This is a genomic window from Psychrobacter sp. PL15, from assembly GCF_035984995.1.
GTDB lineage: Bacteria > Pseudomonadota > Gammaproteobacteria > Pseudomonadales > Moraxellaceae > Psychrobacter.
The window spans coordinates 110,161-134,118 of the sequence record NZ_JAXCIB010000009.1; the positions used below are offsets into that span (position 1 = coordinate 110,161).

The 23,958-nt window shown below is 42.8% G+C and carries 21 protein-coding genes and 1 pseudogene; 8 read left to right on the forward strand and 14 right to left on the reverse strand.

Annotated elements, in window-relative coordinates:
* Nucleotides 1–196 precede the first annotated feature (196 nt).
* Together aroQ and RCH20_RS09370 are read left to right on the forward strand one after the other, a co-directional pair.
* Entirely contained in the window at nt 197–676 is a 480-nt protein-coding gene (gene aroQ, locus RCH20_RS09365; RefSeq protein ID WP_442793128.1) for a type II 3-dehydroquinate dehydratase, read from the forward strand.
* A gap of 171 nt (nt 677–847) precedes the next feature.
* Complete coding sequence (locus tag RCH20_RS09370; protein ID WP_209957163.1) at nt 848–2,143, forward strand: ABC1 kinase family protein; 1,296 nt, start codon at nt 848–850, stop codon at nt 2,141–2,143.
* A 77-nt stretch (nt 2,144–2,220) separates the two neighbouring features.
* Here the strand turns inward: RCH20_RS09370 and RCH20_RS09375 are convergent, their stop codons facing one another.
* Entirely contained in the window at nt 2,221–3,051 is an 831-nt protein-coding gene (locus RCH20_RS09375) for an ion transporter (RefSeq protein WP_209957161.1), read from the reverse strand.
* 320 nt (nt 3,052–3,371) lie between these two features.
* On the opposite strand from RCH20_RS09375, the gene RCH20_RS09380 reads away from it, so the two are divergent.
* Complete coding sequence (locus RCH20_RS09380; RefSeq protein ID WP_327193402.1) at nt 3,372–4,124, forward strand: YebC/PmpR family DNA-binding transcriptional regulator; 753 nt, start codon at nt 3,372–3,374, stop codon at nt 4,122–4,124.
* A gap of 245 nt (nt 4,125–4,369) precedes the next feature.
* On the opposite strand, the gene RCH20_RS09385 is transcribed toward RCH20_RS09380, so the two are convergent.
* Together RCH20_RS09385 and ftsY are read right to left on the reverse strand one after the other, a co-directional pair.
* Nucleotides 4,370–4,981 carry a methylated-DNA--[protein]-cysteine S-methyltransferase gene (locus RCH20_RS09385; RefSeq protein WP_327193403.1) on the reverse strand — a complete coding sequence of 204 codons (612 nt, stop codon included), beginning with the start codon at nt 4,979–4,981 and terminating at the stop codon, nt 4,370–4,372.
* 51 nt (nt 4,982–5,032) lie between these two features.
* Nucleotides 5,033–5,941 carry a signal recognition particle-docking protein FtsY gene (gene ftsY / locus RCH20_RS09390; protein WP_327193420.1) on the reverse strand — a complete coding sequence of 303 codons (909 nt, stop codon included), beginning with the start codon at nt 5,939–5,941 and terminating at the stop codon, nt 5,033–5,035.
* Nucleotides 5,942–6,826: 885 nt separating this feature from the next.
* On the opposite strand from ftsY, the gene RCH20_RS09395 reads away from it, so the two are divergent.
* On the forward strand, nt 6,827–7,024 hold the full coding sequence (locus RCH20_RS09395; RefSeq protein ID WP_327193404.1) for a hypothetical protein: 198 nt from the start codon (nt 6,827–6,829) through the stop codon (nt 7,022–7,024).
* Between the two features lie 155 nt (nt 7,025–7,179).
* Here the strand turns inward: RCH20_RS09395 and RCH20_RS09400 are convergent, their stop codons facing one another.
* Complete coding sequence (locus tag RCH20_RS09400) at nt 7,180–7,314, reverse strand: hypothetical protein (protein WP_327193405.1); 135 nt, start codon at nt 7,312–7,314, stop codon at nt 7,180–7,182.
* A 128-nt stretch (nt 7,315–7,442) separates the two neighbouring features.
* Here RCH20_RS09400 and RCH20_RS09405 point away from each other — a divergent pair, with 128 nt between their 5' ends.
* Both RCH20_RS09405 and RCH20_RS09410 read left to right on the forward strand, forming a co-directional pair.
* Complete coding sequence (locus RCH20_RS09405; protein WP_327193406.1) at nt 7,443–8,933, forward strand: M16 family metallopeptidase; 1,491 nt, start codon at nt 7,443–7,445, stop codon at nt 8,931–8,933.
* 81 nt (nt 8,934–9,014) lie between these two features.
* Nucleotides 9,015–10,580, forward strand: coding sequence for a M16 family metallopeptidase (locus tag RCH20_RS09410; protein WP_327193407.1), 1,566 nt, complete (start codon nt 9,015–9,017; stop codon nt 10,578–10,580).
* 80 nt (nt 10,581–10,660) lie between these two features.
* Here RCH20_RS09410 and RCH20_RS09415 read toward each other — a convergent pair whose 3' ends face one another.
* Both RCH20_RS09415 and RCH20_RS09420 read right to left on the reverse strand, forming a co-directional pair.
* Nucleotides 10,661–11,170: a hypothetical protein gene (locus tag RCH20_RS09415; protein ID WP_327193408.1), complete on the reverse strand. Its 510-nt coding sequence runs from the start codon at nt 11,168–11,170 to the stop codon at nt 10,661–10,663.
* A gap of 352 nt (nt 11,171–11,522) precedes the next feature.
* Nucleotides 11,523–12,566 carry a D-Ala-D-Ala carboxypeptidase family metallohydrolase gene (locus tag RCH20_RS09420; protein ID WP_442793125.1) on the reverse strand — a complete coding sequence of 348 codons (1,044 nt, stop codon included), beginning with the start codon at nt 12,564–12,566 and terminating at the stop codon, nt 11,523–11,525.
* Between the two features lie 276 nt (nt 12,567–12,842).
* Between RCH20_RS09420 and rodA the strand changes: the two genes are divergently transcribed.
* On the forward strand, nt 12,843–13,985 hold the full coding sequence (gene rodA / locus RCH20_RS09425; RefSeq protein ID WP_209957147.1) for a rod shape-determining protein RodA: 1,143 nt from the start codon (nt 12,843–12,845) through the stop codon (nt 13,983–13,985).
* Between the two features lie 1,316 nt (nt 13,986–15,301).
* Nucleotides 15,302–15,643: pseudogene (locus RCH20_RS12505) on the forward strand (septal ring lytic transglycosylase RlpA family protein); the annotation flags it as partial.
* A gap of 272 nt (nt 15,644–15,915) precedes the next feature.
* Here RCH20_RS12505 and radA read toward each other — a convergent pair.
* The 8 genes from radA to miaA form a co-directional block, all read right to left on the reverse strand.
* Nucleotides 15,916–17,361 carry a DNA repair protein RadA gene (gene radA / locus RCH20_RS09435; RefSeq protein WP_209957142.1) on the reverse strand — a complete coding sequence of 482 codons (1,446 nt, stop codon included), beginning with the start codon at nt 17,359–17,361 and terminating at the stop codon, nt 15,916–15,918.
* 281 nt (nt 17,362–17,642) lie between these two features.
* On the reverse strand, nt 17,643–18,353 hold the full coding sequence (lptB, locus tag RCH20_RS09440) for an LPS export ABC transporter ATP-binding protein (protein ID WP_209959086.1): 711 nt from the start codon (nt 18,351–18,353) through the stop codon (nt 17,643–17,645).
* 132 nt (nt 18,354–18,485) lie between these two features.
* Complete coding sequence (lptA, locus tag RCH20_RS09445) at nt 18,486–19,055, reverse strand: lipopolysaccharide transport periplasmic protein LptA (protein ID WP_209957140.1); 570 nt, start codon at nt 19,053–19,055, stop codon at nt 18,486–18,488.
* A gap of 175 nt (nt 19,056–19,230) precedes the next feature.
* Nucleotides 19,231–19,815 carry an LPS export ABC transporter periplasmic protein LptC gene (gene lptC, locus RCH20_RS09450; protein WP_209957137.1) on the reverse strand — a complete coding sequence of 195 codons (585 nt, stop codon included), beginning with the start codon at nt 19,813–19,815 and terminating at the stop codon, nt 19,231–19,233.
* Nucleotides 19,812–20,378: a KdsC family phosphatase gene (locus RCH20_RS09455; RefSeq protein ID WP_327193409.1), complete on the reverse strand. Its 567-nt coding sequence runs from the start codon at nt 20,376–20,378 to the stop codon at nt 19,812–19,814. Before RCH20_RS09455 ends, lptC begins: the two co-directional genes overlap by 4 nt.
* Nucleotides 20,379–20,515: 137 nt before the next feature.
* Nucleotides 20,516–21,508: a KpsF/GutQ family sugar-phosphate isomerase gene (locus RCH20_RS09460; RefSeq protein ID WP_209957132.1), complete on the reverse strand. Its 993-nt coding sequence runs from the start codon at nt 21,506–21,508 to the stop codon at nt 20,516–20,518.
* 233 nt (nt 21,509–21,741) lie between these two features.
* Nucleotides 21,742–22,314: an RNA chaperone Hfq gene (gene hfq, locus RCH20_RS09465; RefSeq protein WP_327193410.1), complete on the reverse strand. Its 573-nt coding sequence runs from the start codon at nt 22,312–22,314 to the stop codon at nt 21,742–21,744.
* A gap of 444 nt (nt 22,315–22,758) precedes the next feature.
* Entirely contained in the window at nt 22,759–23,949 is a 1,191-nt protein-coding gene (gene miaA / locus RCH20_RS09470) for a tRNA (adenosine(37)-N6)-dimethylallyltransferase MiaA (RefSeq protein WP_327193411.1), read from the reverse strand.
* Nucleotides 23,950–23,958 lie beyond the last annotated feature (9 nt).

Consider the following 23,958-nt stretch of genomic DNA (forward strand, 5'->3'; position numbering starts at 1 on the left):
GGCAAGCTGCTATGATAAAGGGCTAGAGCAAAAATTATTAGGTTTATTCGCTACTATACGACCATTTTGTATTTATTGATGATTGACCGTCTTAGCCGTTTGTCGTATCAATACTTTTTTTATATTTATAGAGAAACTTATGAGTAATTCTTCTCAATCGGTAATGCCAGCTAATCTCTCTAGTTCGAGAGCAACCATGCCACTTACCCGTAGACTGTTACTTGTTAATGGGGTAAATCTTAATCTGCTAGGTAAGCGTGAGCCTGATATTTATGGTCATACTACCCTCGCCGATATTGAGACGAACTTAATCAACCATGCCGCTCAGCATGGTATTGAGCTGACTTGTATCCAATCAAATCATGAAGGCAAACTCGTTGATGACATTCAGCATTACGGCCTGTTAGCAGAAGCCACAGCGCAAGTAGACGCGATTATCATCAATCCTGCCGCTTTTACTCATACCTCGGTCGCGCTGCGTGATGCTTTATTAGCGACTCAAAAACCGTTTATTGAAGTGCATTTATCTAATGTCCATACGCGAGAATCTTTTCGGCAGCATTCTTACTTAAGTGATGTGGCAGTCGGGGTTATCTGTGGTCTGGGGCATTTAGGCTATCAGATGGCATTGGATTACTGGCTGATCAACACTTACGCCGTAAATTTAGAGCGTTGATTGTGCATCATTGATAATAGTAACTAAAGCAGACTGGTTAAATAGTGACAGCTTGAGTAAAATAGGCTTGGGTAAAAATACCTAGAGCATCCATAGCCTAGCTTTTGTAATAAAATAAACCTTACAATCAAAAACTTGACTCAATCAATAGTCCAATACACGGTGATATGAATGGCAAAATCGTCCAGAAAACGCTTTATGAAACTCGCTGGCATGACTGCAAGTATTGCGGGGAAAGCGGCTAAAAACTCATTGAAGCATCTCTCTAGTGACGAAGAAAAACGCCTGCAAGCGCGCTCAGAGTTGATGCAAGACGTGGGTATCCAGATAGCTGAAACCCTTGGAGAAATGAAGGGTGCGGTGATGAAAGTGGGACAGATTGCCTCACAATATAAAGATGTGTTCCCACCTGAAGTGGCAAATGCCCTTGAAAAGCTGCAAAAAGACGCACCGCCAATGCCTTACGCACAGATACTCGCGCAAGTTGAGCGTGAGCTAAAAGCGCCTATTGACCAGCTGTTTACTGAATTCGAAGAAACATCGTTTGCCGCCGCGTCTATTGGACAAGTCCATAAGGCGACTCTACCCTCTGGGCAAAGGGTAGTCGTCAAAGTACAGTATCCTGATGTCGATGAAAACTGTGATAGTGACCTTAAACAAGTGCGTATGGCGCTCAAGATAGCCGGCGTTCTTAATATGAGCCGTGAGTTACAGAACCAGCTGTTTGACGAGATTCGCCAAAGCTTACATGACGAGCTAGACTATATAAAAGAGGCTCATAATCTGCGTGTGTTTGGCGCCTTCCATGCCGATGACACAGGCCTTATTATTCCCAAGGTTATCAGTAGCCACTCTTCTAAACGGGTATTGACTTTGACTGAAGAGATGGGCGAAACGCTGACGGTAGCAGCAAGCTGGGACAATACTATCAAACAAAAAATTGCAGAGCGCTTATTTCATTTTACTGCCGGACAGCTATTTGGTCTATACCGGATGCATTGTGACCCGCATCCAGGTAACTTTGCCTTTCGAGCTGATGGTAGCGTAGTCGCTTATGATTTTGGCGGGGTTCGCAGCTACAGCGATAGTGAAGTTCAGTTGTTTCGACGCTTTGCTCAACATGCCATAAAAGGCGATGTAACGGCGCTTGAACAAGATTTAGTAGCCCTTGAAGTACGCCGAGATGATGATAAAAATATTCCAGGTGAATTTTATCAAAAATGGCTAGAAATTGGACTCAAACCCTTGTCTATCAAGCCTTATCAAGATGGCGCTTTTGATTTTACTAGCAGTCAGGTGCACCACGAAGCCATAGCTCAAATGCGCACGTCTCTAAAGTATTTCGGTCAGTTCCAACCATCAGCTACTACTATGATGCTAGATCGTACGGTATCCGGTCAGTATTGGAACCTAGTCAACCTGGGAGTCGAAATCGATTTGTCACCATTAGTTGCTGACTATCTATAAACGCCACAGCACTCATCCTATAAACATCACAGCACTCATCGCCCTACACATACCCAAAGTTATGGAATGGCTGTTTGTTATATATGTAGCGCATGCCCACAACGATCACAAAACTCTGCTCCTACTGCATGACCAAATTTACCGCAGTTCGGGCAGGTGACTGGATTGAGCTGTGGACGCAGATTACGTGCCAGCTCAGCAGTAAAAATCCCTGTAGGTACCGCGATAATGGAATAACCAGTAATCATGACCATAGAAGCAATGGCTTGTCCTAGCGGTGTTTTTGGCGATATGTCACCGTAGCCTACCGTGGTCATGGTGACAATAGCCCAATAGATAGATAATGGAATACTGGTAAAGCCGTTTTCTGGCCCTTCAACCACATAAATAACCGATCCGAAAATCGTTACTAATAGTACTAAAGATAAGAAAAATACGGTGATTTTCTGTTGGCTGGTTTTTAGAGCAGAGGCTAAAAATCCTGCTTGCTGCATATAAGCTTTCAGCTTGAGCACTCGGAAAATGCGTAAAATACGCAAGATACGTATTACTAGTAGATATTGTACACCCACGAACATTAAGCTCAAATAACTGGGTAGCACCGACAATAGATCCACTACGCCAAAGAAACTAAAGACATAACGGAACCGATTGGGCGCTGAAAATAGTCTTAAAACATACTCAATGGTAAATAAAATAGTAAAGAACCATTCAGTATAGAAAAATATCGTGCCATACTGTAAGCGCATATACAGCACACTATCGAGCATCACTACGGCCACACTGGCCAAAATCGTAATCAATAACATGATGTCGAATAGCTTACCCAAACGAGTGTCTGTGCCTTCAATAACGATGTGAATGCGCTTACGTAGCTGGATAACGGCTTCAGTGGTTGATTGCTTCATAGGATCAATGGCGTCATAAGAATAAGGGCTTTATAAAACCGAATAGTTTAAACGGAAATGAAAGAGTGGGATTAGTTAAAATGATGACAATAGCTGCATATTAGTGTCAACTGATAGCGGTCACCGCCCTATAATACTTGTCACAGTGTAGCAAAAAACCATTATTAGCGACATACAAATTGTCAACTCACACGTAAGCTTGTTATTACAAACAAGCTTGCTGAGCGTAAAGTAGAAACTGTGTGGGTAATTATAGGCCGTTGTTGTCAGCAGCGCTTTGATCAAGATACTAAATAACAAGCAAAAATTAAGGATATCGTATGGCAGGCCATTCAAAATGGGCAAATATCAAACACCGTAAAGCCCGTCAGGATGCGGTAAAGGGTAAAGTCTTTACTAAAATTATTCGTGAGATTGTCTCAGCTGCCAAGCAAGGTGACCCCGACCCTGATAAAAATCCACGCCTGCGAGCCGTGATTGAAAAAGCGCTATCAGTCAATATGACTCGAGATACCATCAATCGTGCGGTTGCTCGCGGTGCTGGTGGCGGTGACAATGATAATATGGAAGAAGTTAACTACGAAGGCTATGGTATCGGCGGCGTAGCAGTATTGGTTGAAACCATGACTGATAACCTCAACCGGACCGTCAGTGAAGTGCGTCACGCCTTTACCAAGCATGAAGGCAATCTTGGCACTTCAGGCTCAGTCGCGTATTTATTTAACAAACGTGGTGAAATTAGCTTTAATGACCTGAGTTTAGAAGATGAGATTATGCTTGCTGCCTTAGATGCTGGTGCGCTTGATATCGAAAATGATGGTGAGACCCTAGTGGTTATCACTGAAGTCGATAGCTTTGGACGTGTTAAGGATGCTCTTAATGCCGCAGGATTGGTCTCTGATAATGCTGAAGTTACCATGGCACCAGCGACTAGCGCTGAGATTGATAATATTGATGACGCGCTAAAAGTCATGAAAATGATTGATATGTTAGAAGACATCGATGATGTGCAGGAGGTCTATACTAATGTCAATTTCTCAGATGAAGTCATGGCAGAGCTTGAAGAACACTGATCACTATTAATCTAAATCAGCTTAAAAATCATGTTAGTCGCAAAAAAGCCAAACGTTTAATGACGCTTGGCTTTTTTCAATTACGTATGAAATTAAATATTTTGCCACAACTTCATGCTTTACAGCTATAGTTAAAATACCTTAAAAACGCGACGGTACTACTGGTATAAACTTTTTGTAGCCCCTGTCTGCGTAGGCACAGCAAGCAAGAAAAACTTATGCCAGTAGTATGTTATATGTCGATATTACTTTTCATTGACTATAATGCCTTCAAGCGCGAGCAGATATTCCTTTTTATCCAACCCACCTGTATAACCGCCGAGCTTACCATCACTGGCAATCACCCGATGACAAGGAATAGTCACGCTAAATGGGTTTTTACCATTAGCGTTAGCGACAGCTCGAAATGCCGTGGGCTGGCCAATATTATCAGCTAATTTAGCGTAACTGATGGTTTGACCATAAGGTATTCTTTGCAACGCTCTCCATACCTTTTGTTGAAACTCAGTACCTAGGGTGATATCAATCGGCAAGTCAAAGCTACGGCGTGTTCCTTGCAGGTATTGCTGCAATTGGGCAATACTGGTTAATAGTAGCTGCTGCTCGATGCAGCCAGAAACAAGCTGCTCAGCCTCTACAAACTCAGTATCCATAATGTCAAAATTATAATGCTTCGCCAAAGAGGATAGCTTAATTTTATCTTGCCAATGCTCATCTGCTCCTAACCATTTACACCAAACTAACTTTGCCGTACCGTCGATAGTATGACTGCCCAGCAATAGTGCCGCTTTAGACAGTTGCTCATTATCATGGTGATAAGCAGCAATATCGGGCACTGCAACGTGCGTTATAATCATATTATCCACCCTACTAATAAGTATATTATCTATGCTAAGCCTAACTGATGTTTATTGCTCATCCGTCTCAAATAACGCGGCAACAAACTGTTTCGGACTAAACGCACGCAAATCATCAATCGTCTCGCCCACCCCAATATAGCGAATAGGAACATCTGTAGTTTCCGCGATATTAAACACGACGCCACCTTTAGCCGTACCATCTAGTTTAGTGATCGTGATACCCGTTAGTGGCACCACTTTATTAAACAGTTCAACTTGATTGATAGCATTTTGTCCCGTGCCGGCATCAAGAATAATCATACCTTCATGCGGTGCAGTTGGATCAGATTTACGCATGACCCGCACTACTTTTTCAAGCTCCGTCATCAGGTGGGTTTTATTTTGTAGGCGCCCAGCAGTATCTGCTATTAGTACGTCAATATTTTTTGCTTTAGCAGACTGCATCGCATCGAAGATTACCGAAGCGCTGTCGGAACCGTGACCTTGCGCGACCACCGGAATATTATTACGCTCGCCCCAAATTTGTAGCTGTTCAGTAGCGGCGGCGCGGAAGGTATCACCAGCAGCCAGCATGACTGACTTACCCTCACCTTGCAAACGCTTGGCCAGCTTACCAATAGTAGTAGTCTTGCCCACACCATTGACACCGACCACTAAGATAACAAATGGTTTTTTGCTGCTATCAATAATGAGCGGCGCCACTTTTGGCGTTAGGATGTCGACCAGTTCAGTTTGTAATGCTTTATATAGAGAGTGGGCGTAAATCAAATCGCCACGCGTGGTTTGTTCAGTCAAGCTTTTGATAATACGATTGGTCGCACTAACCCCAATATCGGCAACCAATAACTGATCTTCGACCTCTTCTAATAGCTCGTCATCAATCTCTTTACCACCGATAAGAATATTAACCATACCTTCAGCTAAATTCTTACGCGATTTGGTCAGTCCCGACTTCATGCGGTTAAACCAGCTGCCTTTTTGACGGCCTTGCGGTTCATCTTCTAGTTCTACTTCAGACGGCTCTACTTTAGATAGTTCAGCGTCACCACTTTTAGACTGAGCACTGCCATTATCGCCTAACTGTTCTTGCAGAGGCATTAACGGTGTGACCGCTGGCGCGGTTTCGTCTTTTAGCAGAGTGTCTGGCTGGTTCTTTAGCTGACTGTCACTAGGCGCTGTACTTTCAATCTTACTTTTGACTTCTGGTGACACGATCGGTGTGCCTAATGCGATATCTTCTGCCGCATCAGGGCTTAGAGATTCGGTGCTTGAAGGTTCTGTGATCAGATGTTCTGTGCCTAGTGCTTGTGAGTCTACTGTCTTAGCCTCTTGTGGCTTTTCCTGGGCGCTATTGTCACCGGATATTTGAGTTTCAGACTGAGAGTCTTGCTCATCAATAATGGGCACAGATTGCGTCGGCATACTAGGTAAAGTGATATCATCATCATCTAGATCATCAAGGTTACCATCTAGATTGATGACGACGCGATTGCTATTGTTTGCATTATTCATGAGCGGGCCCTAAAAGTTATCAATGTCAGTAAGCTGTTTGTTATTCAATAAGCTGTTTATTGCAAAGTCGTTGTTTGTAGCATTCCAAATGAGAAATGATTTTTGTCATAGTTTAGCATAATTCAGACTACCCTCATTCAACACAATAATAGAGGATTGCTAAGTGATACAAATACTCTCAGAAAGCTTGTATTAAGGTTTGGACACAAAAATATGACCCTTGCTAGGTTAAACTTCGCTACAGTTTGCTAGTCTTCATTACGCTATTATTTGGTATTGAGTCGTGAGCCAGCTGCCGGTCTTTATGCCGGTCTTTTACTAGGAACTTTTATGCCATCAATTATGCAGTCTTATTTGCCCCGTCAGACGCCAAAAACTCAGACCTCCACAGTAAACTCTAAAAAATGGATACGGGCCAGTTTAATGTTTACCATAGTAGCATCAGTCTTTTTAACGACCGGTTGTAGCACTACCCACGAGTTTAAGCCAACCGCTACTGTCCTAGTCGGTGCCCATAAGTCGTTGTAACACTTTTTATTACAAAATTTAGTGATTGCAGGTTTTGGTTATTGCAGGTTTTAGCACTAATATGTTCAATCGTCATTTTTATAAGTAGACCCTATCATGTCGTCTTCAATGCAGTCACGCTTATCAAAACCCGTACATTTATTGGGATGCAAATATCAATCGAAAGATATCAAAAACATGAACGCTACTAAAATAACCTTGCCACTCATTATCGCTGTTTTATCTTTTTTGACGGTAGGTTGTAGCACGCTGCAAGCGCTCGAACCAACAGCCATTTTAATTTCTGACATAAAGAATGCTTTATAATACAGCTTATCGCTATTTTTAAAGTTGCTGTTTTTTAGAGATACTATGTTTTAAAGTCACTATATTTTACAGTTACTACATTCAATCGTCATTTTTATAAGTAGAACATACTATGTCACCATCTATAACGTTGCGCATTGCTTGTACCCTAGCGCTATCTTTAACATCGGTCGCTACCCTCACTGCTTGTCAAACCAGTACCCTTAAGCAAACAACACAATCTGATGTGACAGCTGTCATGCCAGCGTTAGAAATATCCAATTCGAGTGATAAATCAGACTTAGCGATAGACATGTCAGGGCGTCATGAATTTCAGCTAGATAATGGCCTAAAAATTATTGTTAAAGAAGATCATCGCGCACCGGTGGTGATGACTCAAATCTGGTATCGAGTGGGCTCGACAGATGAACCTCTCGATAAAGGCGGTATCTCCCACTTACTTGAGCATATGATGTTTAAGGGTACAAGCAATGTATCAAGCGATGACTATGAACGCTTGATTGCCAAGTTTGGCGGGGTCAATAATGCCTTTACCAGTTATGACTATACCGGCTATTACGAGCTGTTTCCGGCCAATCGCCTACCGTTAGCGCTTGAATTAGAAGCGGACCGTATGACCAACTTGATCTTTGATGAGGCCGCCTTTGCAAAAGAGCATCAAGTGGTTATGGAAGAGCGCCGCCAACGTACCGATGACAATCCCCTTGCTAAGGCTTATGAATCTTTCCGCTTGCTAGCCTTACCTGACAGCCCTAAAGGCGAGTCGGTTATTGGACCGATGGCAGAGCTTAAATCAATTAAACTGGCAGAGTTAAAAGACTGGTATAAGACTTGGTACGCCCCTAATAATGCAACCTTAGTTATTGTGGGCGACGTTGAACCACAGGAGGTATTAACGCAAGTTAAACGTTATTTTGGCAAGCTACCTACCAGCAAGCTTCCTAAGCGGCCAGCAGTTAGCCAACAAGGGTTTCGTGGTTATAAGCAAGTGAACTCCGAGCAAGCAGTACAAGTGCCTGTATTATTGATGGGGTACAACGTACCCAGTTTACTGACCGCTGGCGCAGAGGGTGAAAAACAAGCCTACGCCTTATCGCTTGCCCAAGATGTCCTAGATGGTGGTCTATCAGCGCGCCTAGAGAGCAGATTGATACGTGAGCGAGGACTGTTGACAACGGTTGGCACCTCTTATAACTTACTAGATCGTGGTGATGGGTTGTTTTTGGTTCAAGCGACACCGCGTGAAGGCGTGAGCTTGGAGCAGGTGCAGCAGGCTATCATGACTGAAATTGATAAGCTTGGCACCGACCCGATTCAAGCTGATGAGATTAGTCGCGCGAAGACCAATACCGTCACCGGACTAATTTATGCGCAAGACAGTATGGAAGGACAAGCACGCATGATTGGCTCTCTACAATCTATCGGGCTTGATGACCGCCTACTGGCGACTCTACCTACCAAACTTGACGGCATAACAGTTGCTGATATTCAAGCGGCTAGTAAAAAGTATCTGATAAAAGATAATTTGACAGTGATGCATATCATACCGCCTAAAGACGAAAAGGCTCAAGTTGAAGCAAGCAAGTCTGAAGATAATAACTAGAAATAAATTCCAAAACTAGCTCTAACTATACTTTTTGCACTATGCCACTTTTCTAAGAACACTTATACTAAGAAGAAAGATATGACTCATAAGACTTCTAAATTCACGACAAAGAAAACAGCTCTAGCCCACATACCAAACTCAACACGGTCAACAGTTTCTAAATCTAAGCAGCTGTCCTATCTGAGTATGGGTATAGCTATAGGCTTAGTAACGTTGACTCTGCCCGCTTATGCAGATTCTGCTGGTGCGACGGACGCGCGCGCCTCATCAGCTGCAATCGACGCCAATGCACCCATTGCAGCCTTGTCGAAACTGAGTAGCCTTGATAACGTCAAACCTTTACAAGTGACCGTGCCGAATGTTGAACATTTTAAAACCACAGCGGGCGTTCCAGTGTCTTTTGTACGCGCGGCAGCATTACCTATTGTCGATATAGATTTACGCTTCAATGCTGGTAGCGCCCGTGATGGTGATGTACGTTCAGAGGGCTTTGGTATTGCTAATATGACCGCCACTATGCTCACTCAGGGTACCCAGAGCTTAGACGAGAACGAATTTACCCGCGCGGTTGAAACCTTGGGTATTAATCTAAGTAGTGGTGCGTACAAAGATATGTTTATCGTCTCACTGCGCAGTCTATCTGACGATAAGCACCTACTACCGGCCGTTGACTTGATGACTCAAATGCTGACTAAACCAACCTTTGATCCAGAAATCCTCGCGCGTAATAAAGCACGTTTATTGGTTGGATTACAGCAACAAAAACAGGACCCCGGCAGCCTTGCCAGCCTTGCTTTTAGCCAAGCATTATATGGTAAACACCCTTATGCACACCCCTCTTCCGGTACGCTCGAAAGTGTACCAAGTATTGTAAGAAAGGACTTAACGGACTTTCAAAAAAACTATTTAGTGGCAGCTAATGCCTCGCTTGCCATGACTGGTAATTTAACACTAGTTCAAGCTAAAGCGCTTGCTGAAGAGGTTACTGCTAACCTGCCTATCGGCAAGGCTGCCGCTATTTTACCCGAACCTAAAACTCTCGACAAAGCACAGCGTATCCATATCCCTTTCCCAAGCTCTCAGACCACAGTATTGATGGGGCAATTGGGCGATAAACGCGCCACTGACCCTAAAACACAGCAGCAACAGACTAACTTTGCGATTGGTAATGACGTATTGGCAGGTGGCGATTTTAATGCGCGGTTAATGACCGAAATTCGCCAAAATCTTGGTTATACTTATGGTATTTCAGGATCTATGAGTCCAATGCTAGCGCGTGGGCCCTATCAAATTGGCTTTGCTACTCGCAATGACAAGGCACGTGCAGCGATTGACGCCAGTCTAGACGTTATCAATGACACTTTAGACCAGGGTATCACCAGCGCTGAGATGCGTCTGACTACCGATAATCTAAAGAATAGCTTTCCGATGAGTTTTGCCAGTAATGCGGGGATAAACAGCTTACTCGGAATGATGAATTTTTATCAACTGCCAGACAGTTACTTGACCGATTATGTCAACCGTATTGATCGAGTGCAGTTAGCGGGGGTTAACCAGACCATGCGCGATACCCTTAAGCCAGATAATTTTTTGATTGTGACGGTTGGGCAAGATGATCCTTGGCAGAAAGACGCTGATAAATAGGCTTATAAAGCGTTGATGGTAAAAAGAGTAGTATAGATAACAGCTTGTAAGAACATACTGCTATTCGTTGATATAGTAGCTTAGTCAGTAACGGTTATGGCCACATCATAAACTAAGCGTTGCGGTTTATAGGTCACGCCATTATAGGCCAAGCGAATGACGTGTCTGTCATAGGAGGCGACCTGATAATCACCATTGGCGAAGTCATGCAAAGTCGGCACAATCAATAAGGCTTCGATTTGTTGGTTATCAAGAGCGACTGCGATATGTTGTCCAGTTTGCGGATATAAGAAGTAATCACAATAGTTGTCTACCATGACTTCAGCGCTGCGCTTGATAGTATTATTGTCCACGTCTTTTTGTAGTAACTTGGGACAGATATCAGCGTGCTTAGATGCCAAACGCGCATAAGAGTTATTGATACCGTCTTCAATACCTTGTTGACTCTTACGGGCAGTCGCCGCTTTGATATCAGCTTTTTTTTCGAGAGATGTGTCTGGACTACAGGCGTTGCTAAGAAAAACTGTGAGAATAGCCGCGCTGAGCAGGGCTATGTACAAAGGGTTTGATGGCAAAATAATTGGTTCCATGACGTTTAACTTACGAAATCTTACTATAGCCGAGCATAGATTTTTTATAAATATCACTCAGGACAAACCTGTTTATCTTATTTTTATTATAAAACACAGCGTTAAAAAATAAAATGCTTATAGAATTACTCATTAAGAACAATTATTATAAAATATAGCGTCCTAGGATGTTATTGCTTTTAGCAGAATGTAAATTTATTAGTCCTTATTTTACCTTTTCTTGTCTCAAATTGACTCTTTATATCAAAAATTGAGTCTTTGTAAGCGGTATGTTATCTATTTTTGAGTAAGTTCTATTCGATAGCTGGGCTTGTCTTTATCAATATGTCTTTATAAGTTGAGATTTATCGGTCTAATAGCGACATGCAGAGCTGCTACTGGCATGATTAAAACCCCATTTACGATAACCTTGGCTATCTAGATGAATGGCACCCGTCGAATAGAGTCCAAGCCCAAAGTTATAAGACTCGCCTTGATACTGCCAGAACTGACACAAACTATCCTGCATATTATTGAGTCGCCATAAATTATTCTCGTATTCAGGCACCCAAATATCTATCGCTCCTGCGGTCATGTGCTTACTACCATCAGCGCCACCCGCACAACCATTGAGACCCGGACTACGATATACCGAACGAATTTCACTGCTTGCGGGTAAAATTCCTTGGATTTTTAGCGCACTATACAGCCGTAACGTAGGTACAATATTTGACCACAGCTCTTGCGGCGGTAGCTGATACGGCTCGTAGCCGCATTTATCCCAGCTACGGGCAGTCGTCAATAGCTGAGAGAGTGGTGGGACGTTTTGAGCGCCAACTTGTGAGCTGAGGTAGCCTTGATAGTTATTTACTTGCTGGGCACGGTAACGGTCGCTATTGAGCCAACTGTTAAAATCCACAGCAACAGGATTATTATAGCTATTATTGTTAGTGCTATAGGTAGTGTTGTAAGTCGACGTACGCCTATTTATATTAACGCGCTGGCTTTCTTCTATGGATAGCTTGGCATCATACTCAAACTCGCGCTGTTTTTGTTGGATAAGCCCTTGCAAGCTATCGCCGCTTAGCCTATTGCTACTCAAAATAGTAACGCCGCTGGCGCTATCATTTACTGCACCAGTAGCAGGCGCGATATAAGCGTTACTGCTGCCGCTATTACTATTACTATTACTATTACTGCCATAGCGTACTTCAATGCGGCGCTCGCTATTATCACTTATAATAGCCGCCTGTACGCTGATACTGCCAGTACAGACAAGCAAGGCAATCACGGGCTTAGCAATAGTAGAGAAAAAAGTTTTTAAAGGTGGTACCCATGCTGATGTCAGCTGATTATTAGCAGTGTTGTGAGCAGAATTATAGATACGGCTATGGGCATGATTTTTTATATTTGTCATTGCGGGCAACTACTACTAAAAACATTTTATCGATACTATCAAATTTTGCGTAAGCAGGCTAAACTATTGACTCTAATGAACCACAACGCGTTTATTAGTAACACTTATCCTTATAATTTTTATAGTTACGTTACTTTCTTACCATCACGTTACTTTATTCATTACCATTTATTGAAATCAACGACTTGGCATTACCGCCTTAAAGCCACTGGCTGATCGCTAATTTTTTAATTAATATAACTTTTGCTAACGCTAATTTTTAATCCTATTCTGCCTATGTCTTCTAGCCCGCAGTATCGCTTTTCGCGCCAAAGCCATCACCTTGGTCAACGTCATGAACAAACGCTATGGCAGCGTATTCATGTTGATCCCTGGTTGACACTACTTTTACTAACCGTTTGCTGCATTGGTTTAACAATCTTGTATAGTGCCTCGAGCCAAGACAACAGCATGGTCATCCGCCAGATTGTTAGTTATGGCGTGGCGTTTGGGGTGATGTTTGCCATGGCGCAAGTGCCGCCCAGTATTTACCGCGCTTTTACGCCTGTATTTTATGTCTTAGGCTTGGTGCTGCTAGTGCTGGTTGACATCATTGGCGAGGTGCGGATGGGTGCGCAACGCTGGATTAATTTGCCAGGTTTTGGCAGTGTGCAGCCCTCAGAATTTATGAAACTTGGTATGCCAATGATGTGTGCCTGGTTTTTATCCAAGCGCGATCTGCCACCGTCATTATCTAGTGTTGCGATAACGCTGGGCCTTATTGCCATTCCAGTATTATTAATCGCTAGAGAGCCTGATCTTGGCACCTCGCTGTTAGTAGCCGCCAGTGGTTTATTCGTGTTGTTTTTGGCAGGGCTGTCATGGTGGATGATCTCAGGCGCGCTAGCGCTATCGGTACCCTTAGTAACCTTTGTTTGGCACTTTTTATTACATGATTACCAGCGCACGCGGGTATTAACCTTGTTCAATCCTGAAGCTGATGTTCAAGGCGCTGGCTGGAATATTATTCAGTCCAAAACCGCGATCGGTTCAGGTGGTCTTACCGGAAAAGGTTATTTAGAAGGCACACAGTCGCACCTACACTTTTTGCCAGAAGGCCATACCGACTTTATTATTGCCGCTTTTTCTGAAGAGTTCGGTCTATTAGGCGTGATACTGCTAATGTTTATTTATGCTTGTCTACTGACGCGCGCATTATATATTGCCTTTACCCACCCTGATACTTATAGCCGATTGTTAGCAGGCGCTATTGCCATGTCATTTTTTGTTTATGTGTTTGTTAATGTTGGCATGGTCGGTGGTATTTTGCCAGTCGTTGGTGTTCCTCTGCCCTTTATCAGTTATGGGGGCACCGCAATTGTAACTTTGATGGCCGGGTTTGGATTACTGATGTCAATTAACACCCATACATCGAGCTAACTGGCTGCTTCCATATCAACAAATAATGCCTGAATTGAATAATAAATAGTGAGTGATAACGAAAAACAGCCAGTCATTTTAAGGCTTAAAATAGCTTTAGAATATCTTTAAGGCATCTTTAGGGTGGATTTTGGGGTCTTAAAACAACAGTTTGAGAGCACTAAATAAAAGCCTTGAAAAAATAAAACTAAGCTAATAGTGCCCTTAAGATGAAAACATAGAAAACGGACAAGTATTGATTATAACGTGGTAAATAGAGTTATTTAAGCCAATGTAATATTAAATAATAATCTTTTATTTGTACTTTTCTCTGAATAATCCTTTTAGATAACCATGTTCTATTTCGTGTTATCTGTCTTGCAAGCTATTGTTTTTATTAGGTTAATATAAAAAATAGTTATGCCTTTGTCTCCTTAATAGCACAGCTATTGTTAATGAATTCTTATGAGTTTTAATACTTGTTTTTTACAAAAATTTGCGTTACTCTCGTTTCACTGTACTTCGATACATAATCTGTACACAGCTACTAACAAAGTTAGCATTTAATTATATTCGAGTTGCAGCTTATCAGTATAGTTGGCAGATTATAAAACCTGAGCTTTCAAATACACTACTTAATTAACGGTTTACCAACAAAGCAACAGGCAAAACCTCTTAAACCTTTTATTAATTTAGCGTTATAAAAAAGCTCATATACTAGACAAATATAGCGTAGTATCAGCATTAAACTTATCAAACTCTTCTAGTGCCGATAGTACGTATTTTGTTGATGTTGCTAACCCACACTCGAGCCTATCATAAGTGTCTGCAGATATTTGTTACCGTCTGCAAGACTATAATGATGAAACGAAAAACTTACCATATTTTAGAAGCTATAAAAGCCAGTATTCAGTACCAATTCTTATAAACCATTATAGTTATAAATTATTATAGATTGGTTCAGAGGCTTTAGAGCATGCGGTCGTGTTAGGTTGGTCTAACGCTACCACGCGCCATCTAATATTTTTAGATTGGCTCCTAATGTATATGTTATAGAGGTATTTATGAATAAGCGTTTATCTGGTCTACTTACAATGTCAGTGTTTTTGTTTGCTGGCTCTACAATAGCCTCCAATGCCAATGCCGTAGAAGCAAAAAACACTCTTGCGACCTTGTCTCAAGATAACGCCTCTCATATCGACCGTGTACTAAGTGAGCTTACTCGTCAGCACGATGGTGCATCAAGCTTAGTTAAATCAGCCCGCCAGCCAGCATCATTGGCGATTAACAGTTCATTACTGGCCAAAGATACTACCCAATTATCCAATGATGATGACGTATTAGAGCGTCTAACCGCGGTAGCATCTAACTCCGTCAGTAAATTTAAGCAAGCGGGTCTAGCCTCTTGGTATGGTCGTAAGTTTCATGGTCGCAAGACAGCTAGTGGTGATATCTTCGATATGAATGGTTTAACCGCTGCTCATCGTTCGCTACCTTTGAACTGCTATGTCAAAGTGACTAACAAGACTAATGGTAAAAGTGTGGTGGTAAAAGTCAATGATCGTGGCCCATTCTCAGGTAACCGTGTATTAGATCTATCTTATGGCGCTGCTAAGCAGTTAGGTATGACTGCCAAAGGCGTTGGTAACGTCTCAATTGAACGCGTTTCAGGGCCGTAGATTTAAAGAGCCCCTTAGCTATATAGATCTAAACAATAAAAAAAGCGTCTAACTTGTAAGAAGTTAGGCGCTTTTTTTATCTATTTTATTTTGAATTTTTTAAGTATAGATCATTTAATTGTCGTTCACTGGATTATCGATAGTTTGATTATCGATGGTTTGATTATAGATGACAAACAGTAGCGCTTTATAGTCAGTTTACAATAAAAGAGAGTCGTGTATAGCACTGTGTCTTTTTTAAATTGAATCTCTTTATAATAATCAGGCTATCGCTATAGCTCAAATGCGCGTTCAATAGCGTCATCAAGCCGCTCTACCGCTATTACAGTAATACCCTTAAATTGAGCAGCATTAGCGGCAGGTGCATTAGGCTTAGGAACGATAGCATGGGTAAAGCCATGCTTCATTGCTTCTTTTAAGCGCTCCTGTCCGTTGGGAACAGGACGAATTTCACCGGATAAACCCACTTCACCGAAGACGGCTAATGAGGACGGTAATGCTTTTTCTTTAATACTAGAGGCACAAGCCAGTAGTACAGCCAGATCAGAGCCAGTTTCCATCACCTTCACCCCGCCAACGACGTTGACATAGACGTCTTGCCCGCTGGTATGAATACCGCCATGACGATGCATAACCGCAAGCAGCATCGACAAACGCTGAAAATCTAACCCAAGTGCCATACGCCTTGGCTGTCCTTGTGAGTCATCAACTAGCGCCTGTACCTCGACTAACAAGGGGCGTGTACCTTCGCGGCTGACCATCACTACTGAACCGGCGACTGGCTTGTCATAACGACTTAAAAAGATGGCAGATGGATTGGCCACTTCCTTGAGTCCCATATCAGTCATACCAAAAATACCCAATTCATTAACCGCACCAAAGCGATTTTTGACCGCGCGAATCATACGAAAGCGTGAGTCAGACTGCCCTTCAAAGTATAATACAGTATCCACCATATGTTCGAGCACCCGTGGGCCTGCCAGCGTGCCTTCTTTGGTGACATGACCCACCAGAAACAGTGAGGTACCAGTTTGCTTAGCGTAGCGGGTCAGAATCGAGGCAGACTCACGAATTTGACTGACACCACCTGGTGCAGAATTAATCGCATCGGTATAAATGGTCTGAATGGAGTCAATAATAGCAATGGCCGGCTGCTCTTGAGTTAATGCCGCACAAATGGTTTCTACATTGGTTTCGGCCAAGACCCGCAATCGATCTGCGGGTAACTCTAACCGCCTAGCACGCATCGCTACTTGCGCGAGTGACTCTTCACCAGTGACATAAAGCGCACTACCTGCCAATGAATCAGCACGCGCCATATTAGTAGCCGTTTGGAGCAGTATGGTTGATTTACCAATACCTGGATCACCACCTATCAGCACCACTGAACCGGCAACCAGGCCACCGCCCAGCACGCGATCAAACTCACCAATCCCTGTCGACATACGCGCATCTAAAGACACACTCACCGCATTAAGGGGCATGACCGCACTATGTGTGCCAGAATAGTTCCCAGCAGGTGCTACGCTGCCGTTGCCCGTACTACGAGGAGCAGCGCGAACAGCGGGTTTAGCCGTAGTTTTATTATGGTGCGGCATACTGACATTGGGCGCTTCAATTAAACTGTTCCATTCGCCACAATCAGAACACTGTCCCGCCCACTTACCAAAATGAGCACCACAATGCTGGCAAACATAGCTAGTTTTATTTTTTGACATAGTATATGAGCCTTATTCGGGGTATCAATTAATGATGGATAATGGGATATCGTTACGCTTATTCAAGTCACTGTTTAGGTTACGAGTAAGCGGTAGTCGCTTATGACAAAGCATTGGCTTATAGAATATTAGCGATTGCTAGCAGAGGCAGCTATCAATATTTAAGATCGATAGTGATAGCTAAGAGAGATGATAATAAATATTAAGATGCGATGAGCAATGTCCGTTTCGATACATAAAGTTAATTCCAGCACATATCAGACTGATAGCGACCGACGGCTTTATACTTGGAAGTCTTTACCTAAATAAACAGATTTGACTAAATCATTGTCTAAAATGTCTTCTGGTGTGCCCTCAGCAATAATAGCCCCTTCTGAAACGATATAGGCCTTTTCGCAAATAGCTAATGTATCACGAACATTATGGTCAGTGATTAACACCCCAATACCACGATTTTTTAGAGTTAAGATTACCTCTTTAATGTCACCAACCGAGATAGGATCAACCCCAGCAAAGGGCTCATCTAACAAAATAAACTTAGGGTCAGCAGCCAAGGCGCGCGCAATTTCGCAACGACGACGCTCACCACCTGAAACACTCATGCCTAAAGATTGACGCACGTGGCCTAAATTGAACTCGCCTATTAACTTTTCAAGCTCTTGACGCTGCTCGGCGGCACTCAATTCTGTACGCGTTTGCAAGATAGCCAAGATATTATCTTCGATAGATAATTTGCGAAAAACAGAGGCTTCTTGTGGCAAATAGCCGATCCCCGCGCGTGCACGCTCATGCATGGCATATTTGGATAGGTCCATTTTACCTAGTGTGACGCGGCCTTTGTCCATGTTAACTAGACCAACCACCATATAAAAACTAGTGGTCTTGCCCGCGCCGTTGGGGCCTAATAAGCCCACAACTTGGCCTTGCTCAACAGAGAACGACACATCCTTCACTACCCAACGTTTGCCATAGCGCTTACCTAAATTTTGCATGGTTAAACGTGCGACAGGTGCTGCATTACTGGTTGATACTAAAGGGTCAATACTTTTATCATCACTCATAACTTACTCATGCTATTGCAAAATTTAAGCGCTAACGCGTACTCATGATTTTATGTGTAGGGCTTAACGTATGCTGCTCTGATTGGCGTTATTATTGGGTGGGAATACCAGCTCTACTCGCTGATTGCCGCCAGCAGTCGCTTCCACATCGCCCGCTTTTAAGCTATAGCGAATGACATTACCTGCAAAGCTCGCACCATTTTGTACCAGCTTGGCATTACCAGTTAAGGTGACAATACCGTTCACTGCATTGTAGTCAATTTTATTGGCTTGCCCTTTTGCTAAGCCTTTTTCTTGGGTTACAACCTGTTGCATAGTCGCGGGTCGTCCAGTCGCTACTGCCGAATTAATGCTGCGCTGCTGCGACAAATTTACCGTGATATTGTCAGCAGTCATCTTGAACGTGCCTTGGGTGATAATAACATTGCCAGAGTAGCTGGTAATCCCTGTGCTTTCACTATAAGTAGCTTTGTCTGCCAATAGTTTAATAGACTGGTTGGCATCTGATGGCAATGCGTGGCTATACAGTGGTAGCGCTAATAGCATTACCATCGGTAGTCTACGTACACCATGCGGTACTTGAATAGAGTAAGTCGATAACAAACGTAAAGCCGGCGAAAAGTTAAATTTCATAAACGATTACTCTTTTGATAATTAGTAAACAATGGCGACCATATATAGTGGCTTTAAAAAATAATGGCTTTAAAAAATAATGGCTTTAAAGATATGGTGGCCATAAATAGTATTTTAAGGGTTTTTATCCTTTATTATAAATCATCTTAAGATAGGTTATAGGCGATTTTTATTCTTAAAACAGCGCTTTATCTTGGCGTTTAGCAGGGGTAAAGTTCACCGCTACCTGACCAAATTCATATTCGCCGGTTTCAAGATTGGCTTTCATACTGGATGCCTCAAAACGGTTCATACCTTGTTCAACTTTGACCGGCTCATCACTATAAACCTGCCGTGATTTGGTATTGCCTTTAAGCGTTTGACCAATCACCTTAATAGGCTCAATATTCGTCGCCCCTGCTTGGTCTTCACTGGCTAAAGTAAAACCACCCGCTAGACGTAACTCACCCGTTTGCTGATTAATGGTGGCACTGCCTGCCTCAATCTGGTAGCGCTGCTCAGCTGAAGGCTCCCAGTTCATGGTGATACCTGACATTTCATCCTGATTGGTTACTGGGTTATGAGTTAATGATTCCGCATTGAGTTCATACTCAGTTTCACCTTGCTCATTGGTCTGTACCGCCTTAATATCTGTGGCTTCATAATCAACATCGGTTGCTTCTATATTCACTGGCGGTGTTATCTCGCCTTGTTGCTGAAAAAACCAGCCAGCAATACCGGCAATGATTAAAGCCAGAACGATTAATACGCGGGTATTCACGACAAGTTATCCTGTATGTTAGTCTGAGTCTGCGTGCTATCAAGAGTATAGTGCGCGATGAAGTCTTGATAATGGCCATGACCTTTTAAGATTAAATCACAGACTTCACGTACCGCACCAGTACCCCCTGCCCGAGTAGTAACCATGTCGCTGCGATTAATCACCTCCGAATGCGCATTCGATACAGTAGCGGCGAAACCAACGCTTTGCATCGCTTTTATATCAGGCAAATCATCACCCATGTAGGCGCAATCAGTAATATCAATATCAAGGGTTGAAAGCAATTCGTTTAAAGCGATCAGCTTATCATCACGACCTTGTATCACATAGTCGACCCCCATCTCAGTAGCGCGTTTATTGACCATAGGACTGCTACGACCGGTAATGATGGCGGTTAAAATACCATAACGTGCTAAAGACTTAACCCCTACACCATCTTGTACTGAGAATGCTTTGGTTTCAGTCCCATTAGCGTCATAAATAATCTGACCATTGGATAAAACACCATCGACATCCATTACTAGTAACTTTACTTGACCAGCTTTTTTTATTAGGTCTTGCATAATCCGTCTCTTATTAAAGGCTATTTTTTGAGCGTTATTTTTTATAAGTTAATAAGTGCTTATGGGTTAATAGGTATTATCAAGTACTGAGTATTTATAGTTAGGCTTGATACTAAATTCATAATAGAGCAGCTTATTTATTTTACGCCCGCTTTTAGTAGATCATGTACGGTAATAATGGCTTCCAAACTGCCTTGCTCATCAATAACCAATAATTGACTGATAGAATTTTCGTTCATGACACTTAGCGCATCTGAGGCGCGCATAGTTTTACTGACTTGACGTGGATTAGTAATCATTAGCTCACGCATCGGGGTATTAAGATCAATGCCTTTTTCTAAACCTCGGCGCAGGTCACCATCAGTAAAGACCCCAACCACCTTTTCTTGGTCATCGGTCACAACCGTCATCCCTAAGCGGCCGTCAGTCATAGTAAATAGCGCTTTACATAATGGCGATTGCTGGTTAACCACTGGCAGATTCTCTGTTGTGGTGTGCATTAAGTCCTCAACCCGCGTCAATAACTGACGCCCGAGCGCGCCTGCAGGATGAGACAACGCAAAATCCTCTGAGGTAAAGTTGCGTGCATGTACCAGAGCGACCGCTAATGCGTCTCCCAACGCTAAGGTGGCAGTAGTACTCGAAGTAGGCGCTAGATTAAGCGGACAAGCTTCTTGTGATTTACCCAAGGTCAGCACAATGTCAGCTGCCCGTGGTAGCATACCGCGCTGATCACGGCTAATACTGATTAACGGAATACCCAAGCGCTTGACCACTGGTAACAGCATTTTAATTTCGTTAGATTCACCAGAATTGGAGATAGCAAGCAGCACATCTCCTGGTACCAACATGCCCAAATCGCCATGCCCTGCCTCACCAGGATGCATAAAGAAAGCAGGCGTACCCGTAGAAGCAAAAGTCGCCGCTATCTTACGTCCAATCAGGCCAGACTTCCCCATTCCAGTCACTACCACTCGGCCTTTACAATCTAAAATGATATCGCAAGCCTGAGCAAACCGATCATCTATTTGTTCGGTCAGTAGTGCCAACGCTGCCTTTTCAGTATTGATGGCGTCGATAGCAGTACTAATAAATTGTTCATGGGTCAAATTATGTGGACGGTTACTCATGGATAGCTCAATACTTTTAATGAATCAATGATATATTTTACTATATTATAATCAATATTAATAATATAGTGCAAAATCTAGAACAACGTAGCTACAGTCGAAGATTACAGGGCTGTTTATACGAAAAAGACCCACTATAACTATTAATAGCAGGTCTGTCTTTAATGGGTTATGCATTAATACTGTATGCTTGAGTGCAGCGCTTATTGAACCGCACTTTTATCTATTGTTATCTAATCATCGTTAGACTCATCTTTTGGTTTGTCATCAGAGTCAGGATTGTCAGTTGGCGCATCAAACCCACGGTCTTGACCAAAGCCGCCGCGCTCAAAGCCACGATCTTGGTTCTGACCCGGACTCTGACCAAAGCTACCACGTTCAAAGCCGCGATCTTGGCCCTGACTAAAGCCACCACGATTAAAACCGCTACGATTAGACGCAAAGCCGCGCTCTTCAAAACCACCCGTACTAGCGGCGCTAGTACCAGTAGTGCTCTCGCGCTCAAAACCACCACTCATGCTGCCACCTTGATAGCCAGCTGTACCTGTACTTTGGGCGGGCGTACTACTACCAGCAGCTGTCGTTGTTGTGCTACTACCGCGGGGATTGCGCGCTGGTACAACTGTTGAAATAGCGTGTTTATATACCATCTGACTGACTGTATTTTTGAGCAGCACCACATATTGATCAAATGACTCAATCTGTCCTTGTAACTTAATACCATTAACTAAAAAAATAGACACAGGAATGCGATCTTTTCGCAGCGAGTTCAAGAACGGATCTTGTAGGGTTTGTCCTTTTGACATGAAATCTCTCCTAAATAGTATGTATAATTATAATTTAATGCTGGTTTAACTATAAGGGTTAGAAACAGATACAATAATAAGTTTTATTGACAAAACGTATCTAAATAAATGCTAAGTCTTCTTAAGTAATTCTACTCTATATTCAATACATTATTATTGTAAATAATTAAGTAACCAGTTGTTTCTATAACATATTTTATAAAAAACTATCAATTTATACTAACGAATAGTAAAAACAATTAATTAGTATAATTAACATTTTAGCGATTTTAAATTATAGCAGTTATATGTCTCGTACTTCGAGATTTATTGTCATTCATTTCTCCTTTATCATACTCAAAGCCTATTTCACTGAAATTAGTGTATTTTTACTTTACTCAGCACAAATATTCTTTTGCTCAAGCAAGCTATCAACAATATAACAGTCGTTACAACGGTTTGTTACTAAAATAAATAGTTCTTTGCCTGCGCCATCGTCGTGAATGGCTGTACGATTGTTTGATTATCCACAGCACTATTCATAGGGTTGTTTATGGTATTAGGTGGTGAAAATATACTTGGTGTCCCTGACGATAGACTCGGCAATTGGGTCAATTTGCGTAGCCATGTGTACTGACGTTTTGCCAGCTGTCTTGTAGCATATAATGCCTTATTTTGCATTTGTTGACAAGCAAGCACCTCAAGCGGATTGTTCGGCTTAATGGAGTGTCCGGTCTGTTGGCGCGTGTTATTTTGCTGAGCTTGCTTAGCATTCGTTTCATCAAACGGCTCAAAGGCGTCATAAAACTGAACTTTATCTAGATGCGGCTGCTCAAATACTGGATGGTCAACATGTACCAGATATTCTAATACTTGGCGATAACCAACACAGCGCATGGCGGGCAAGTTTGGCGTAAGTGGATAACGCTCAAGCAGACCAAGAACCTCGGCGACCAATCCCTCTTGCCACATGATATCAAGGCGCTGCTCAATACGGGTATGCAGCCATGCGCGATCGGGCATCACTGTTAACGCATGCCACTGCTGAGCAGTATTATGCGCTAGTGCTTTTTTAGGTTTGCGCTGCCAGTCGCTTATTGGGATATTCGTTTGTAGATATACTTCAACTGCACGGGTAATGCGTTGGGTATCTGCCGGCTTTAGGCGCTGATGGCTACTAGGATCAACCTTACCAAGATAACTGTACAGCGTACTGATACCTTCAGCCTGTCGCCACTGCTCAACTTGCTGACGGACACTATCATTGCTGTCTGGCACAGGAGATAACCCATCAAGTAACGCCATGTAATACATCATAGTACCCCCTATTAATAAGGGTATTTTATCGTTTTGGTGACAGCTATCAATAAGGCCCGCAACGTCCGTGACAAACTCCGCCACACTATAACTTTGTATGGGATCAATAATATTTACCAAGTGATGCGGGTAGCCTTGTAGCTCAGCACTCCTCGGCTTGGCGGTGCCGATATTCATATCTCGATATATCAGCGCTGAGTCTACCGATATTAACTCATAGCGTCCTGTGTCATACAGCTCATAAGCTAGCGCAGTCTTACCACTAGCAGTTGGTGCCATCAAACACACCACACTGTTATCAGCCAGAGTGTGAGATGGGCTATCAGATAATAGTCGCATATACTGGCC